The sequence below is a fragment of the Paraperibacillus marinus genome, from assembly GCF_046237605.1.
GTDB classification, from domain to species: Bacteria; Bacillota; Bacilli; order Bacillales; family DSM-1321; genus Paraperibacillus; species Paraperibacillus marinus.
Genome location: NZ_CP143542.1, coordinates 2,152,941 through 2,168,515, shown reverse-complemented (window position 1 = coordinate 2,168,515; position 15,575 = coordinate 2,152,941). Strand labels below are relative to the sequence as shown.

The following is a 15,575-nucleotide window of genomic DNA, read 5'->3' as shown; positions in this document are numbered from 1 at the left end:
TGATTAAAACAAATACATTCCGATAATGCCGCTGATCGTACCGACGGCCGTAACAGAGGCCATCACGAAAAGAATGACTTTTTTCGGGAAAGACCGTGCAACCATCAGGATAGATGGCAGGCTGATGGCCGGCAGGGTGACTAGTAAGGCCGCTGCCGGACCGGCACCGAGTCCGAACGCCATCATGGACTGGACAATCGGAATTTCTGCTGCTGTCGGGATGACAAACAGCATGCCTGTTACAGCGAACAGGAGTATGATCAGGATTCCATCTGCTGCTGCCCCGCTGATATTAGGGAACAGCCAGACCCGGGCCGCCCCAAGCAGGAGGACACTTAGAAGATAAGCAGGTACTACGTACAATACCATGCTCCCCATGCTTTTCATCCATCTAGACAGGAAAGAGCCTTTTTCAGGTTCTGCATCCTCAAGGAGTCCTTCCATTTCTTCCCCTTCAGCTTCCTTTGCAAATCGGTTTGCAAAGTAGCTTACCCCAAATGTCAGGAGAAGGCCGGCTGCCAGGCGAAGAAGCGTGAACTTCCAGGAAAGCACAAAGGTCATGAAAATGAGCACAGCAGGATTGATTGCCGGATTTCCGATCCAGAAAGCGAGGCTTGCTCCGACAGAAGCTTTACGCTTTCTCATCCCGATGGCAATCGGCGCTGCACAGCAGCTGCACATCATTCCGGGAAGAGAGGCTGCCCCGCCTGCTGCGGTGCTGCCAAAGGATGTTTTTCCAAGAACCTTCAGGAGCCAAGCGGAAGGTATGAGAACCTGGATCAGCGACCCAAGGAGAATACCCAGGACGGCCGCCTTCCAGACAGCGGCAAAGTAGGCTGTAGCATAACTCCATGCACTTTCCCAGGATGGTGCAGGCAGATCTCCTTCACCTATAATCGAGGTGCCTATTGAGCTCGTGGTGAACGCAAGGATGACTTTATGATAATAAGGCCACCATTTTACATAAAAAAGGCCGGCTATCGCGACGAAAAGAAAGAGGCCGACTAAAAAAATCGTCTTTTTGCTATGTGCTTCAGGCTTGTGAACTGCAGCATGTATGGGTGACATCTCTCAAATCTCCTTTAAATAAATTATCAAAGAATCATTTTACCACACTATTACTTACATGGATATCAATGAGTTTCTTGATAGTACCAATGCTTATAACATCACTGTAAAATATGGTATAATTCATTAGTTGATGAAATTTCGGCATTTACAAAAGGAGGAGCTTTCATTGTTCCAGGATATAATGATAGATGATCTGCTTACTAAACGTGAAAAAAATCAGCTGGTGCTGGTCGATGTTCGTTCCCCTTCAGAATATATGGATTCTACTATTCCAGGCAGCATAAATATTCCCATATTTGATGACAGGGAACGAGAAGAAATCGGAACCATCTATAAACAGATAGGTGTTGCAGAAGCAAAAGAAAGAGGACTTGAAATTGTTTCTGCCAAACTTCCTTCTTTCATTAAAGAATTTCAGTCCATCCCTGGAGATAAGGCGGTCTTCTGCTGGAGGGGAGGTATGAGAAGCCGCACCTCGGCAACCGTCCTTGATCTCATGGGCATCAAGTCATTCCGGTTAAACGGCGGTTTCCGAGCCTACCGGAAATGGGTGGTGAGCCGGCTAGAGGACTTCCAGATTCACTCAGAAGCCTATGTTCTGAACGGTTACACAGGGACCGGGAAGACGCTGCTGCTTCAACAGCTGAAAAAGGAAGGGTACAGTGTCATTGATCTAGAGGGCCTGGCCGGGCACAGAGGGTCGATTTTTGGTCAGATCGGGACAAGACCCAATAATCAAAAAATGTTCGATGCGCTGCTTGTCGAGGAATTAACAGTGATGAAAGATTCCCCATTCATCCTTTTTGAAGCGGAAAGCAGGAGGATCGGGAAGGTGGTCCTTCCGGATTTTGTGGATCAGAAGAAGCTCACGGGAAAACAGATATTCATTGATATGCCTCTTGAAGAGAGGGTCAAGCATATTCTCGATGATTATCAGCCATGGCTTCATCAAGAGGAAAGCATCAAAGCGTTCAAAAAAATAGAACGGAGGATTCATACACCGATTGCAGCTGAAATCGGAAGCTCCCTTGAAAAAGGAGATTTCGAAACAGCGGTGGGCCTCCTGCTGAAACACTATTATGATCCCCGTTATGATTTTTCAAAAGGAAATTATCCGAAAGAAAATATCAAGACCATTAAAGCCAAAAACGCGGAAGAAGCGCTTCTTGCCTTAAAGAAATTCCTGCCGGATACCGCCAGGACTGTTAAATGAATTAGAGATGAAAAAGAGCGGATTATAATCACATCCGCTCTATTTTTTTCTAAACATTTAAGTGTCTTTTTTTGAGCTTTGTCGAAGCCTATAAGAGCCAGTTCTGATTTGGCAAGGCAAAATGATGTTCATAATCCTTCCATCGCTATAAAATATAAGTACTTTACTCGGAATAAAGGGGGAGAAGGAATGATTTTTTATAAAAATGAGCACCAAAAGAATTATATTGAAAAATTGGGAAAGCTCACTGAGCGTTTTTCTGAACGGGCCGAGGCTTTGGATGAAACCGGTGCTTTCCCTTTTGATAACATTCAGGAACTCAAGGACTTCGGATATACCCGCCTTACTCTTCCTGAAGAATATGGAGGTTTGGGAGGGGGTCTTTATGACTTCCTTCTCGGACAGGAGAAAATCGCAATGGCGTGCGGACCGACTTCCCTTGCAATCGGCTGGCATGTAGGAATCGTCCATCAGCTGGCAGAGAAGCGTCACTGGAAATCAGACGTACTGGACGAAGTGTTCCATCAGATTGCCGGTGGTGCCCTGATCAACAGCGCAGCAACAGAAGCACAGACGGGAAGTCCAACAAGGGGAGGCCGTCCGGGAACATCAGCAAAGCGGGAGGGAGTTCACTGGATTCTTTCAGGAAGGAAAACCTATACCACATTATCGCCAGTGCTTGACCTCATCCAGGTCAGCGCCTGGGTGGAGGAAGAGGACGGAATTGGCTGGTTCCTCATTCACCGTGATCAGGAGGGTGTAAGTTTTGAGGATACCTGGGATATGATCTCCATGCAGGGAACAGCAAGCAATGATCTGATCCTGGATGGGGTACAGGTGGAGGATAAGTACTTTGTCGAAAAGCCCGGGAAGCGTAAAACATTGGGAGAGGGGTGGCTTCTCCATATTCCGGCATGTTATATCGGCATAGCCGGCGCTGCAAGAAATTATGCCTTGAAATTCGCAAGGGAATATACCCCAAACAGCCTGAACGGGCCGATAAGGGACCTGCCCAATGTGCAGCGTCTTGTGGGAGAAATGGAACTGGAATACCTTCAAGCCAGACATTTATTATTTTCGGTTGCAGATAAGTGGGAAGAAGGCAGCAAAAGAGAAGAGCTTGCCAGGGAGCTGTTAGCTGTCAAAACGAGTGTAACCAACGCAAGCCTTTCAATTGTCGATAAGGCCATGAGGATTGTTGGAGCCAAAAGCCTTCAGCGGAAAAACCCGCTTCAGCGGTACTATAGGGATGTCCGTGCCGGCCTCCATAACCCGCCGATGGACGATACTTCATACTCCGTCCTCGCGAAAACCGTTTTATATGATTGATTTGAGAGAGGATGTCCCCGGGCAACCTCTCTTTTTTTTTCAATTTATGATTTTTGCTTCTGTATACCGGCTTTTTATAAAAAAGTACCCCTTTCTTTCTTCAAAAGAAGCAACAGACTAAAGCCAATTGCACTTTACTTGATGAAAAGCATTCCAAGGTTTAGGACTTACCAGATTCCGGCTAAAACTTAAAAGGGGCCTCCTTTTTACTTTAATTGACAGGCATAGAACCTCCCTCCCGGACAGAAATTAAAGACAATTGATTTTTAATGACGGGAGGCCGACTATGAAAAAGGCAGGCTGTAATACGGATTCGGAAAAAGGTTTAAAATGGTGGCAGCTTTCCATGATTGGCATTGGATGTATCATCGGGACGGGCTTTTTCCTTGGTTCGAGCATTGCCATAAAAATGACCGGCCCTTCAGTGCTGATTTCATTCATAATTGCTGCCACAGGCACATACCTGGTTTTTGATGCCCTTTCAAAACTTGCAGCGTCAGATCCGCAAAAGGGATCTTTCTGTGCTTATGCGAACCAGGCATTCGGCAGGTGGGCAAGATTTGGCTGCGGCTGGACCTATTGGTGCTCAGAGCTCCTGATCATGGGAAGCCAGCTGACCGCACTGTCCATATTTGCAAGGTTCTGGTTCCCAAGTGTCCCGATGTGGCTGTTTGCGGCGGGATTCGGGATTCTTGGGATCGTGGTCCTTCTCATTGGCACCAAGGGCTTTGATAAGCTGGAGAATGTATTCGCAGTAACAAAGGTGGCGGCCATTCTCATGTTTATCGTCATTGCCCTTTTAGCCTTGTTCGGCGTGATAGACAGCCACGGTTCGAAGACAAATTTCCCGGGCACCATGGAAGAAATCTTTCCGAATGGCTACAGGGGCCTTTGGTCTTCCTTGATTTATGCGTTTTATGCTTTCGGAGGCATTGAAATTATGGGAATTATGGCCATACGCTTGAAGGATAAAAAAGATGCTCCCAAATCCGGCAAGCTGATGCTCCTTCTCCTGACGGTGATTTATATGATATCAGTAGCTCTTGCGGTCATTCTGGTCAGCAGCAGCCGCATTAATACGAAGGAAAGTCCATTTGTCTCGGCGCTGGATAAATATCATCTTCCGCTCATTCCTGACATCTTTAATGCCGCCTTGATTGTGGCAGGATTTTCAACCATGGTTGCATCCTTATTCGCAGTGACCAGCATTCTCATGACGCTGTCAGAGGATGGTGACGCACCGAAGGTTTTTTCATTGCAGGGAAAGCTGAAGGTTCCGGTTCCTTCCCTGTTCCTGACTGTGTTCGTCCTGGCTCTTTCCATTCTTGCAGCCCTTTTGATGCCCGGCAGGCTATATGAATATGTTACAACCGGGGCAGGGTTGATGCTGCTGTATAACTGGACATTCATCCTGCTCTCATCTCAAAAGCTGTCAAAGCCCCAGGGTAAAGAGACGATTAAGAGATGGACCGGCATCGTCCTTATTGCCTTGGCAGTAAGCGGCACCCTGTTTGAAAAAGAAACAAGGCCCGGATTTTTTATCAGCCTCGCCTTTGTATTAGTCATTGGTGCTGTCGCCTTCCTCATGAAATCGTTCTGGGATAGGGAGACGCTAAAAAGCGAACTTGACTGACTATATGCCTCTATAATAATAACCGCCTGCCCATCAGGCGGTTATTATTATAGGAATATTTCCTTGAAGGCCTGATAACCAAAGTAAATTCCGAAGCCAATCAGCGATATTCCGGAAAGTATGGAGATGAGCGTCAGCAGCCCTGATCTTAAAATCCTTCGGAATCCACTGGATACAGCCGCCATGGTTACGTCCCAGAGCAATACTCCGCTAAAAATGGCAGAGCTGTAGAGGATGAGCTGCTCATTGCTATAGGATGAAGCAGTCTTGGCCAATACTGAACCGTAAATCCCAATCCAAAAAAGGATGGTAATGGGATTGGAAATGGACATCAAAAAACCGGAGATGAACGATTTAAGGGAGGACTCTTTTTCCCTTGAGTTCCTGATGGAAACTTTTCCGGCTGCTATAATGCTTTCTATGCCCGTATAAATGAGCACAAAGCTCCCAAAAGACCATAATAAAGTCTTAATGAACCCTATCTCGATAAACTGGGCCAGCCCAAAATAAACAAGCAGCATATAAATCATGTCCGCAGCAGTCGCCCCGAGCCCCACAAGCCATGCGTTCCAAAATCCATTCTTTATTCCTCTATCCATCTGTGCTGCATTTACCGGTCCAATCGGAGCGGCAAGGGACAGCCCGAGAAAAATATAACTGAGGATCAAGCTCAAATCATCTACCTCCCCTTCAGACGCCATAGGCTTATACATATGTATTCAGCCGGTGCAGCTTGTACAACAGAAGGGACGAACTTTTTTCCACGGTCTAAACAAATATCTGCATTTTTTCAGGAAGGCGTGGGACTGAAAGCCCTGCGCCTTATAAAAACGCCTGTTTGTGGAAGACTTAAGATACAGCTTATAGGAGTGGCTGCTTTATTGAACACATTGAATAAACATAAAGGACAGATGAATGTGAAGGCTGCAGAAAAGCTAATATGGAGTATTGCACTTCCAGGATTCGGACAATTGCTGAATGGCAAGTACATAAAAGGCATCATCTTCATCGTGCTTGAATTTATCATCAATATAAAAGCACATTTTAATCAAATTATCATGCTCAGCTTTAATGGGAAAATCCAGGAAGCCATAGCACTTGTGGATTACGGCTGGATTTTGTTTTATCCGTGTTTATATTTCTTTTCTATGTGGGATGCCTTTAAGGATGGCGGGGGAGGCAGCTCCCCGTATGCCTTTCTGCCTTTTGCAGGTGCGGCATTTTCGGCAACTGTGGGAATCTTTTATTCCGCTTCTTTCAGATGGAATGGATATCTGCTTGGAATCATCTGGCTGCCTATTCTCTGCCTCATTCCCGGGCTTTTGACAGGGTGGATCATTCAGTGGATTCTCACTAAAAAATATCAATCAGATCCAGCCTGATAACATATGCAAGGGCCGGAATCTTAATCTAAATGATGGTTTTTTTTGCTGATTGCCCTGTTATTTCATGTTAAGATTAGATCAGTTATCATTCCATTTCATTCAATATCTTTTAAAGGTGGCCTTAAGAATTGGATATTCAATTGGCAGAAGCAGTAAAGAACAGAAAAATGGACAGCGGGCACTGGCTTTATCTTTATGATAATCATGAGCGTTATATTGAGGATCTCCTGGCTTTCATAGAAACGGGAATCCAAGCGGGTTCTCATATTATACTTGTGGAGAATGACCGGAATTTTTTAAAGCTGAAATATATATTAAAGTGCGAAAATAAAGAAGGACTGCTTAAAAACATACATTTTAAGAATAACTTTGACTTTTATTTCCACAATGGGGATTTTCATATTCAATCCATCGTCCAGGACTTTGAACTAAGTGTACAATCCATAAAGGACGACAGTAAATATTCCATTCGTACCTGGGCACACGTAGAGTGGAGAGATGCAGAGGAGATTATGGATAAAATCGTCCTTTATGAAAAGATTTCAGACAAACTGGTCCAGGAAGAAGGGCTGCTGTCCATCTGTGCCTATCATTCCGGCAGGACTCCGGCAGCCATACAGGATAAGCTTGGGAACTGCCATGATGCCATCTTCTATTAGTAAATTAAAGACTGATGCTGATACATGCCGGGCCTTTGGGAAAAGTGGCATATTATTTTTTTTTGAAACCTCTGGCAGCTTGTATCGTAATACAGTTATGAAACATTGGAAGGAGAAATTTTTATGCAAGAAGCTATTTCGGTTGGAAGGAGATCCTTGTTCCAAAAGGTGATCTCCGTATTCATCATCACACTTATCATCGCAACAGCTGGCTTATATGCCGGCCAATTTGTCCCTCCGGCACTGATGCTGCCGCTGATCATTGCTGAGCTGATCATGCTCATATCAGCTTTCTGGCTGAGAAAAAGAAAAGCAGTGGGTTATGCATTCGTATATGCTTTCGCTTTAATTTCCGGCATCACCACATACCCCATCGTCAATTACTATGTTTCCCAGTCAGGCGCACAGATTGTGCTGTATGCCTTTGGAATGACGCTCGGTATATTCCTGGTCTTTGGCTTTGTGGGCACCAAAACAAAGAAAGACCTGGGATTCCTGGGCTCATTTTTACTGGTTGCCCTTCTGGCCCTGATCTTTGTAGGAATCTTCAGCCTGTTCAGCCCTTTGAATGATGGCGGACTCCTTGCTTTTTCAGGTATCGGCGCGCTTGTCTTTTCTCTTTACATCCTCTACGACTTCAACCAAATGAAACACAGGGGAATCAGCGAAGAGATGATACCGCTTCTCGCGCTTTCCTTATATCTCGACTTTTTAAATCTTTTCATCAACCTGCTTCGCTTTATTGGAATTCTGAGCAGGGATTAGTAATGAGGATGCATGCAGCACAGCTGTATGCATCTTTTTGTTGGCTCTTTTCGCCCAAATTTTGCGGCTATTGAACAAGAACGTTGATTTTCGATGCAGGCACCCGCGAACCTTAGGGGCGGGCGGTGAGCCTCCTCAGCTTGGAGCCGGATCAGGAGTCTCGCATCTTCTGCTGCAATCAACTCGATTAATAATAAAATTTCTTTATAGCACCTGTAAAAAATACTCTTTTAAAATAGAGCCTTTTTGTTTGATAGAAAGGGGAGGTATTCTTGGCTGAAATAATCCTTAAGAAAATTACTTGTCTTACCGAGGCGGATCTAACTGATTTATGGATGGAAAGCAGGAAGGAAGGGTTTCATTTCATCGGGAGGCTGATCAAGGAATATGAAGATGGATCAAATTGCTTCAGGCTTCCGGGAGAAGGCTTATTCGGTGTATATCGTGGACAGGATCTCATCGGAATTGGCGGAATCAATGTGGATCCTTTGGATGCTTCTAAAAAAACAGGAAGAGTGAGGAGATTTTATATATCACCCCTGCATCGGCGGACGGGTGCAGGCAGCATGCTCCTCAGAAGGCTGAAACAGGAGGCGGAGGGGCATTTTGATACTCTCGTACTCCATACTGACACAGAGCGGGGAGCCTTATTTTATGAAGCACACGGATTTATAAAGGCAAAAGGAACGTCCAAATCATCCCATTTTTTCTGTTGTGGAACACCGTAAGAATTCATAAATAACCGTTGATTAAAAAGGGCGCCCTTGTTACGCTTTAATAAAACAGATAGAGAGGGGCATGCAGCATGGATACTTTTTCTCCAGAATATGCAGCGGGATTGGACCAGGCTGATCCGCTTAAGGATTACATAAATGAATTTTATCTTTTGGAAGGGACCATTTATATGGATGGAAACTCTCTAGGACTTCTGTCTAAAAGAGCGGAAAAAGCCTTGATGGACTCGTTCTCGGACTGGAAGGAATTCGGAATTGACGGCTGGATGAAAGGAAGGGAGCCTTGGTTTTCCTTGTCGGAAAAAATCGGAAGCTTGATGGCTCCGCTTGTCGGCGCCGCTCCGGATGAAGTCGCATCTGCCGGTTCCACCACGGTCAATCTCCACCAGCTCGCGTCAACCTTTTATGAACCGTCCGGACAAAAAACTAAAATTCTTGCTGATGAGCTGAATTTCCCTTCTGACATCTATGCGCTGCAGAGTTTGCTTGCCTTGAAGGGATATGACCCAGATACCCATCTGGTAAGGGTGGAGAGCCGGGACGGGCGCTTTCTTGATGAGGAAGATATCATCTCGTCCATGACGGATGAGATTGCACTGATTGTCCTGCCTTCCGTTCTGTACCGAAGCGGCCAGGTGCTTGATATGGAGCTCCTGGCCCGTGAAGCAAAAAGCAGGGGAATTCCGATTGGTTTTGATGCCTGCCATTCCATCGGGGCTTTGCCCCACAGCTTCACCAGCTGGGGAGTGGACTTCGCCTTTTGGTGTACATACAAGCATCTGAACGGAGGACCGGGAAGCACAGGCGGCCTTTATGTAAACAAGAAGCATCATGGAAGACGGCCCGGACTTGCTGGATGGTTCGGATCGCATAAGGAAAAGCAATTTGACATGGAGCATACCTTCACACCTGCTGAAGGGGCCGGTGCCTATCAGATCGGCACCCCCCATGTCTTAAGCAGCGCACCTCTCCTGGGTTCCCTGGAAATCTTTGAACAGGCGGGAATCGAAAGGGTCAGGGAAAAATCGCTGAAACTTACTCAATATCTCATCTACCTGGCTGGACAGGAATTAGGTGAATGGAATTTCACCATTGGCAGCCCGCTTGATGAAAGTAAGAGAGGGGCTCATGTCAGCCTGGAACATAAAGAGGCTGCAAGAATCTGCAAGGCGCTGAAAGATAAGGGAATCATCCCGGACTTCCGCGCTCCAAATATCATCCGGCTTGCTCCGGCCGCCCTTTATTCAACCTTTGAGGACGTGAGACAGACTATAGCTGTTTTAAAATCTGTCATGGAAGGCAGATTATATGAACAGTATGCAATGGGGCGTGAAGTGGTGGCTTGAATCAGGGGAATCATCGGTGAAAGATGGTTCCTTTTCTGCCAAAAGTTTTCTAAATTTTCAGTAAAAAAATTGAAACTTCTATATTTAAGGTTATAATTAGGATAATACCGACTGGTCAGTATTCCTAAATGAAAGCGTATACAAGTTTAGGGTGATTCCTTAGAAAAGAGGTTTTTCGATATGCATGTAAAGCAGCTATTTGACTTGACTGGAAAGACCGCGATTGTCACCGGCGGCGGAAGAGGGCTTGGTGAGCAGATTGCAGAAGGGCTGGCAGAGGCAGGGGCAAATGTCGTGCTCTGCTCACGAAAGGCTGAAGCCTGCCATGAAACCGCAGAAAGGCTGAAGTCATTGGGAGTCGGGACACTCGCCATGAAATGTGATATCACGTCCCCCCATGATATTGAAAAGGTGGTGAATGAAACGAAGAAAACCTTCGGCAGAATTGACATCCTGGTCAATAACAGCGGAGCGACATGGGGCGCCCCCGCAGCAGATATGCCTCTTGAGGCATGGAGGAAGGTGATGGAGGTAAATGTCACCGGGACTTTCCTGATGAGTCAGGCAGCCGGACGAGTAATGATTGAGCAAAAATCAGGAAAGATCATCAATATAGCTTCTACAGCCGGTCTTGGAGGAGTGGACCCCCGGATTATGGATACCATTGGCTACAATACAAGCAAGGGGGCGGTCATCACCTTTACAAAGGATCTGGCCGTCAAGTGGGGGGAGCATAACATCAATGTGAACTGCATAGCTCCCGGCTTTTTCCCAACCAAGATGTCTAAAGCGCTCATAGAAAATGGCAGGGATTCCATACTCGGATCCACTCCGCTCAGGAGATTCGGCAGTGAGGACGATCTTAAGGGAGCTGCGCTTTTCCTGGCATCCGAAGCATCCAGCTTTGTGACAGGCAATGTGCTGATTGTTGATGGAGGGAGCCATGCGTGTTAATTGAAACAACCATGAGCAGCTTATAAAAAATGACTGGAGGAAATAACATGAAATCAAGTAAGCCCTGGCAATCGCTTTATCCTGATTCCATCTCCATAGAATTGAACATACCCGACTTATCCCTGCCCCAGCTGCTGCAGGAAACCGCAAAAAAATATCCTTCCCATCCAGCTGTCTCTTTCTATGGAAGAAAAACCAGCTATCTGGAGCTGCATCGTATGTCAGAAGCATTTGCTTCGGCCCTTCAGCAGAATGGGATTCAAAAAGGCGACCGGGTGGCGATCATGCTCCCAAACTGCCCGCACTATATCATCTCTTATTATGGCATTCTATCAGCAGGAGCTATCGTCACACAAATCAATCCAATGAGTGTAGAACGGGAGCTTCACCATCTTTTAAATGACTCAGGGGCAGAGACGATCATTGCCTTCGGGGATTTCCTTCCAAGAGTGGAAGCTGTCAGGAAAGAGACAAACCTTAAGAAAGTGATTGCCGTTGCATTTCAGACCCCGGCCGCTAAACCGGATGGTGCCGTACTGTTTGAGGATTTCCTGAAGAGCGGCAATGGCACTGCAGGCGGAATTACAGTGGATCCCAAAGAAGATACCGCTGTCCTCCAATATACCGGTGGAACGACGGGAAGATCAAAGGGTGCCATGCTGACCCACCGCAATCTGGTGGCCAATGTTCTTCAATCCTATGAATTTTTTAAATTCGATCTCAGCTTCGGCAAGGAACGATGTTTGACTGTCATTCCATTATTCCATGTGTTTGCCATGACCTCCTGCATGAATCTGTCCATTTTCCTCGGCGCTGAAATGATCCTGCTGCCCCGGTTTGATCTGGAGGAAGTGCTCCGGACGATTAAAACGGAGCAGCCTACCCTTTTCCCGGGCGTCCCGACTATGTATGTGGCCCTGACGAATCATCCGAATGCCGAGGAATACGGAATAGACTCTATCGAAATATGCAATAGCGGAAGCGCACCGATGCCTGTGGAGCTACTGAGAGAATTTGAGCGGAAGACCGGCTCGAGGATTCTCGAAGGCTATGGATTATCTGAGGCAGCTCCGGTTACTCACTGTAATCCTAGTTTCGCAGAACGAAAGCCAGGTACCGTCGGGATTCCCTTTCCGTCCACCGATTATAAAATTGTGGATACAGCCACAGGGAACGATGAGCTTCCGCCAGGCGAGCTTGGCGAAGTGATTGTCCGCGGCCCTCAGGTTATGAAAGGATACTGGAACCTGCCTGAAGAAACGGCAAACGTCCTCAGAGACGGCTGGCTTTATACAGGAGATATCGGTTTGATGGACGTGGAAGGCTATCTTTCCGTCGTGGACCGCAAAAAGGATATGATCATCGCCAGCGGCTTCAACATCTATCCCCGGGATATCGAAGAAGTGCTCTATGAGCATCCTAGCGTACAGGAGGCGGTAGTCATCGGGGTGCCTCATGCCTACCGCGGTGAAACAATCAAGGCTGTTCTCGTCCTTAAAAACGGCAGGGAGGCAGATGAAGAGGAGATTCAAGCCTTCTGCCGCACCAACCTGGCTTCCTATAAGGTCCCGGAAATTATCGAGTTCCGTTCACAGCTGCCCAAGACCAGTGTAGGAAAGATTCTGAGACGGGCCTTAAGGGAAGAGATCACGGCCAAATGATCATACCTGATTTAGAAATGGTACAGCCTGCCATATGGTATAATTCTAGCTGAATTCAATTGAAATGGTGGGTCTTGCAGATGAAGGAAAAAATTACAGCAGCAGCAATAGAGCTATTTGATAGAAAAGGATTTGGAAGCACATCCATCCAGGATATCGTAGAGGCGCTCGGAGTAACTAAAGGGACCTTTTATTATTACTTTTCCAGTAAGGAAGAGCTCCTCAGGGGCATCCATCTTCATTATATCGACGATCTGGTCAGCCAGCAGGAGGAAATACTCTCAGATCATTCCCTGAACAGCAAGCAAAAGCTGTACAGAATCATTTATATGCTCATATCGGATATCAAAAAGCAGGGAGCAAGCGCCAAGGTTTTCACAAGGGAAATACGACACTTGAACGAAGAGCACTACCGGGAGATCACTTCAAAACGCGATCAGTTCCGCTTTAATATGGAACAGCTCCTCAGCGACGGAATCAATAACAAAGAGTTCCGTCAAAGTTTGAATCCTGAGCTGATTGCGTTCGGGATTCTCGGTGTGACCAACTGGAGCTACAATTGGTTCAATCCAGAAGGAAGTGTCTCTGATAAGGAATTGGCGATAATGTTTACGGATATGCTGCTAAAAGGAATTGAAATGGATTAGGAACGGAGGAAGGGCCTTAGAGCCGCTTCCTGCAGCTTCAACATACCGACTGGTTAGTATAAAAGGGAGGATAAAACATGAATGAAAAAGAAATTGCCGCCATATCTGTCATTGGCGCTGGGCAGATGGGACATCAGATAGCCATGCTGAGTGCACTGGGAGGCTATGAAACGGTACTGGTTGATATTGAGGAAAGTGCTCTTGAAAAAGCCCAGAGTACATTAAAAGGGATCATGTCCCGGTGGCTTGAAAAAGGGAAAATATCCGAAGATGCACTGGAAGCTGCCTTCCGCAGGCTGAGATTCACCACTAGCTTCCAGGAAGCTGCCCGTTCGGTTGATCTTATTATTGAAGCGGTGGTAGAGAAATTGGAGGTAAAAAAAGAGGTATTCGCAAAGCTTGAAGAACTGGCACCTCCCCATGTGATTTTTGCCACTAATAGTTCCACCATCGTCTCAAGCAGGCTGGCTCCAGCGACAAAGCGGCCGGATAAGGTGCTGAACATGCATTTCTTTTTTCCGCCTCTAGTCATGGATCTCGTGGAAGTGGTTAAGAACCCTGAAACCTCAGCCGATACGGCGCAAAAAGTCATGGCTGTATGCAAGAGGATGAACCGGACATCCGTGCTCCTCCAGAAGGAAATTTCCGGATTTGCAGCCAACCGCATACTGGGTGCCCTGCAGCGGGAAGCTGTTTATCTGTACGAGGAGGGAATCGCCGATTTCAAGGACATCGACCTGATCTGCCGCAAAGCCCTGAATCATCCGATCGGTCCCTTCGAACTCATGGACTTATCGGGCATTGATGTAGGATATTACGTGATGCAGCAGCGGTTCAATGAGACGGGCAATCCGGGAGATAAGCCTTTTGCCTGTATAGAAGAAAAGGTGAAAAAAGGCGAACTTGGACGGAAGACGGGGAAAGGCTGGTATACATACAGCAAAGAGGAGGTCAAATGAATGGGACGTTTTGTAACGTACGAAAAGAAAAATAACACGGCGGTTGTCGTTATAAATAATCCTCCGCTGAATGTTTTGGAGAGACAGGTTTTCGAGGAATTGCTCCATACCTTCCAGGAACTTGCATCAGACAGCGGGATCACAGCCGTCCTCCTGACCGGAAGCGGTTCAAAGGCCTTCGTTGCCGGAGCGGATATCAAAGAGTTTCCCGGGCTGATGGAAAATCCTGATATGCTGTCAGCTGTCATGGAGACACATGGGATCTTGAATTACATCGCCGGCTTCCCTAAACCGACCATCGGAGTATTGAACGGGCTGACTTTAGGGGGCGGCCTGGAGCTTGCACTAACCCTTGATATCAGAATCGCTGAGGAACAGGTGCTGATTGGGCTTCCCGAGGTTAAACTCGGTTTATTCCCGGGCGGCGGGGGCACTCAGCGCCTTTCCCGCCTGGTGGGAGCTTCAAAAGCCAAGGAAATGATGTTTACCGGCGACACGATATCAGCCTCGGAAGCGCTTGACATAGGGCTGGTCAATCAGGTCGCTCCCGAGGGGGAAGGCATAATTTCTGCTCTTAAGATTGCCGGCAGAATCACCCCGCATTCCCTCCAGGCTCTGTCCCGTATCAAATTCGCCGTGGATAAGGGCAGCCATCTGCCCCTCCAGGAAGGGATCGAGCTTGAAGCGCGTTTGTTTCAGGAGGTTTTTCAGACAGAAGATATCAAAGAGGGTGTCGGTGCCTTCCTCGAAAAAAGGAAGCCTATATTCAAGCACCGCTGAAGAGGAGGAGAACAGATGCATAAAACCCAAGTGAAAGTCCGCTTTTGTGAAACGGATGCTCTCGGGCATATCAATAATACAAGCTATTTCATCTACCTTGAAGAAGCCCGCATCAAGTTTTTTGAGACTCTGGGCTATGGAATGACTGTTGATGAATGGAGTTTTATCCTTGCTTCCACTGGGTGCGATTTTCAGGCACAGGGATACTTCAACCAGGTTCTTGACATACATACTATGGTTTCCCGCATTGGGACGAAGAGCTTTCAGCTCCAGCATAGTATCAGCTGTTCTGAGACCGGCGAACGGATAGCAAACGGCATGGCCGTCATTGTCTACTTTGATTTCCAAAAGCAGCAGAGTGAAGAAATTCCCGGACTGATGAGGGAAGCTCTGGGCCAATACACGGCTAATACTTAACAGGATAAGATGTAAGTCAGAA

16 protein-coding genes are annotated in these 15,575 nt (G+C 46.8%); 14 read left to right on the top strand and 2 right to left on the bottom strand.

The window, feature by feature from the left end:
* Positions 1-3 precede the first annotated feature (3 nt).
* Positions 4-1,068 (bottom strand): permease, encoded by a 1,065-nt coding sequence (locus tag V1498_RS11060; protein WP_409299020.1) that lies wholly within the window; start codon positions 1,066-1,068, stop codon positions 4-6.
* Between the two features lie 169 nt (positions 1,069-1,237).
* Here V1498_RS11060 and mnmH point away from each other — a divergent pair, with 169 nt between their 5' ends.
* The 3 genes from mnmH to V1498_RS11045 all read left to right on the top strand — a co-directional run bounded on the left by mnmH (position 1,238) and on the right by V1498_RS11045 (position 5,246).
* Positions 1,238-2,284, top strand: a complete 1,047-nt coding sequence (gene mnmH / locus V1498_RS11055) for a tRNA 2-selenouridine(34) synthase MnmH (protein ID WP_409299018.1) — start codon at positions 1,238-1,240, stop codon at positions 2,282-2,284.
* Positions 2,285-2,473: 189 nt separating this feature from the next.
* Positions 2,474-3,613 (top strand): acyl-CoA dehydrogenase family protein, encoded by a 1,140-nt coding sequence (locus tag V1498_RS11050; protein ID WP_409299016.1) that lies wholly within the window; start codon positions 2,474-2,476, stop codon positions 3,611-3,613.
* Positions 3,614-3,899: 286 nt separating this feature from the next.
* A complete protein-coding gene (locus V1498_RS11045) occupies positions 3,900-5,246 on the top strand; it encodes an amino acid permease (RefSeq protein WP_409299014.1) in 1,347 nt (448 codons plus the stop codon).
* Positions 5,247-5,293: 47 nt separating this feature from the next.
* Here V1498_RS11045 and V1498_RS11040 read toward each other — a convergent pair whose 3' ends face one another.
* Positions 5,294-5,920 (bottom strand): LysE family transporter, encoded by a 627-nt coding sequence (locus V1498_RS11040; protein ID WP_409299012.1) that lies wholly within the window; start codon positions 5,918-5,920, stop codon positions 5,294-5,296.
* Positions 5,921-6,163: 243 nt separating this feature from the next.
* Here V1498_RS11040 and V1498_RS11035 point away from each other — a divergent pair, with 243 nt between their 5' ends.
* The 11 genes from V1498_RS11035 (at position 6,164) to V1498_RS10985 (ending at position 15,553) form a co-directional block, all read left to right on the top strand.
* On the top strand, positions 6,164-6,628 hold the full coding sequence (locus V1498_RS11035; RefSeq protein WP_409299257.1) for a hypothetical protein: 465 nt from the start codon (positions 6,164-6,166) through the stop codon (positions 6,626-6,628).
* A gap of 131 nt (positions 6,629-6,759) precedes the next feature.
* The gene (locus tag V1498_RS11030; protein ID WP_409299010.1) at positions 6,760-7,290 is read left to right on the top strand and encodes an MEDS domain-containing protein; all 531 of its coding nucleotides are present in this window, start codon (positions 6,760-6,762) and stop codon (positions 7,288-7,290) included.
* Between the two features lie 123 nt (positions 7,291-7,413).
* Positions 7,414-8,055 carry a Bax inhibitor-1 family protein gene (locus V1498_RS11025; protein ID WP_409299008.1) on the top strand — a complete coding sequence of 214 codons (642 nt, stop codon included), beginning with the start codon at positions 7,414-7,416 and terminating at the stop codon, positions 8,053-8,055.
* Positions 8,056-8,327: 272 nt separating this feature from the next.
* Positions 8,328-8,783, top strand: coding sequence for a GNAT family N-acetyltransferase (locus V1498_RS11020; RefSeq protein WP_409299006.1), 456 nt, complete (start codon positions 8,328-8,330; stop codon positions 8,781-8,783).
* Positions 8,784-8,860: 77 nt separating this feature from the next.
* Positions 8,861-10,135 carry a kynureninase gene (gene kynU, locus V1498_RS11015; protein ID WP_409299004.1) on the top strand — a complete coding sequence of 425 codons (1,275 nt, stop codon included), beginning with the start codon at positions 8,861-8,863 and terminating at the stop codon, positions 10,133-10,135.
* Between the two features lie 180 nt (positions 10,136-10,315).
* Complete coding sequence (locus V1498_RS11010) at positions 10,316-11,089, top strand: SDR family oxidoreductase (protein ID WP_409299002.1); 774 nt, start codon at positions 10,316-10,318, stop codon at positions 11,087-11,089.
* Positions 11,090-11,136: 47 nt separating this feature from the next.
* Entirely contained in the window at positions 11,137-12,750 is a 1,614-nt protein-coding gene (locus V1498_RS11005) for a long-chain-fatty-acid--CoA ligase (RefSeq protein WP_409299001.1), read from the top strand.
* An 80-nt stretch (positions 12,751-12,830) separates the two neighbouring features.
* The gene (locus V1498_RS11000) at positions 12,831-13,397 is read left to right on the top strand and encodes a TetR/AcrR family transcriptional regulator (protein ID WP_409298999.1); all 567 of its coding nucleotides are present in this window, start codon (positions 12,831-12,833) and stop codon (positions 13,395-13,397) included.
* 77 nt (positions 13,398-13,474) lie between these two features.
* Positions 13,475-14,356: a 3-hydroxyacyl-CoA dehydrogenase family protein gene (locus tag V1498_RS10995; protein ID WP_409298997.1), complete on the top strand. Its 882-nt coding sequence runs from the start codon at positions 13,475-13,477 to the stop codon at positions 14,354-14,356.
* Positions 14,357-15,136, top strand: a complete 780-nt coding sequence (locus V1498_RS10990) for an enoyl-CoA hydratase-related protein (RefSeq protein ID WP_409298995.1) — start codon at positions 14,357-14,359, stop codon at positions 15,134-15,136.
* Positions 15,137-15,151: 15 nt separating this feature from the next.
* A complete protein-coding gene (locus tag V1498_RS10985; RefSeq protein ID WP_409298993.1) occupies positions 15,152-15,553 on the top strand; it encodes an acyl-CoA thioesterase in 402 nt (133 codons plus the stop codon).
* The last annotated feature ends 22 nt before the right edge of the window (positions 15,554-15,575 follow it).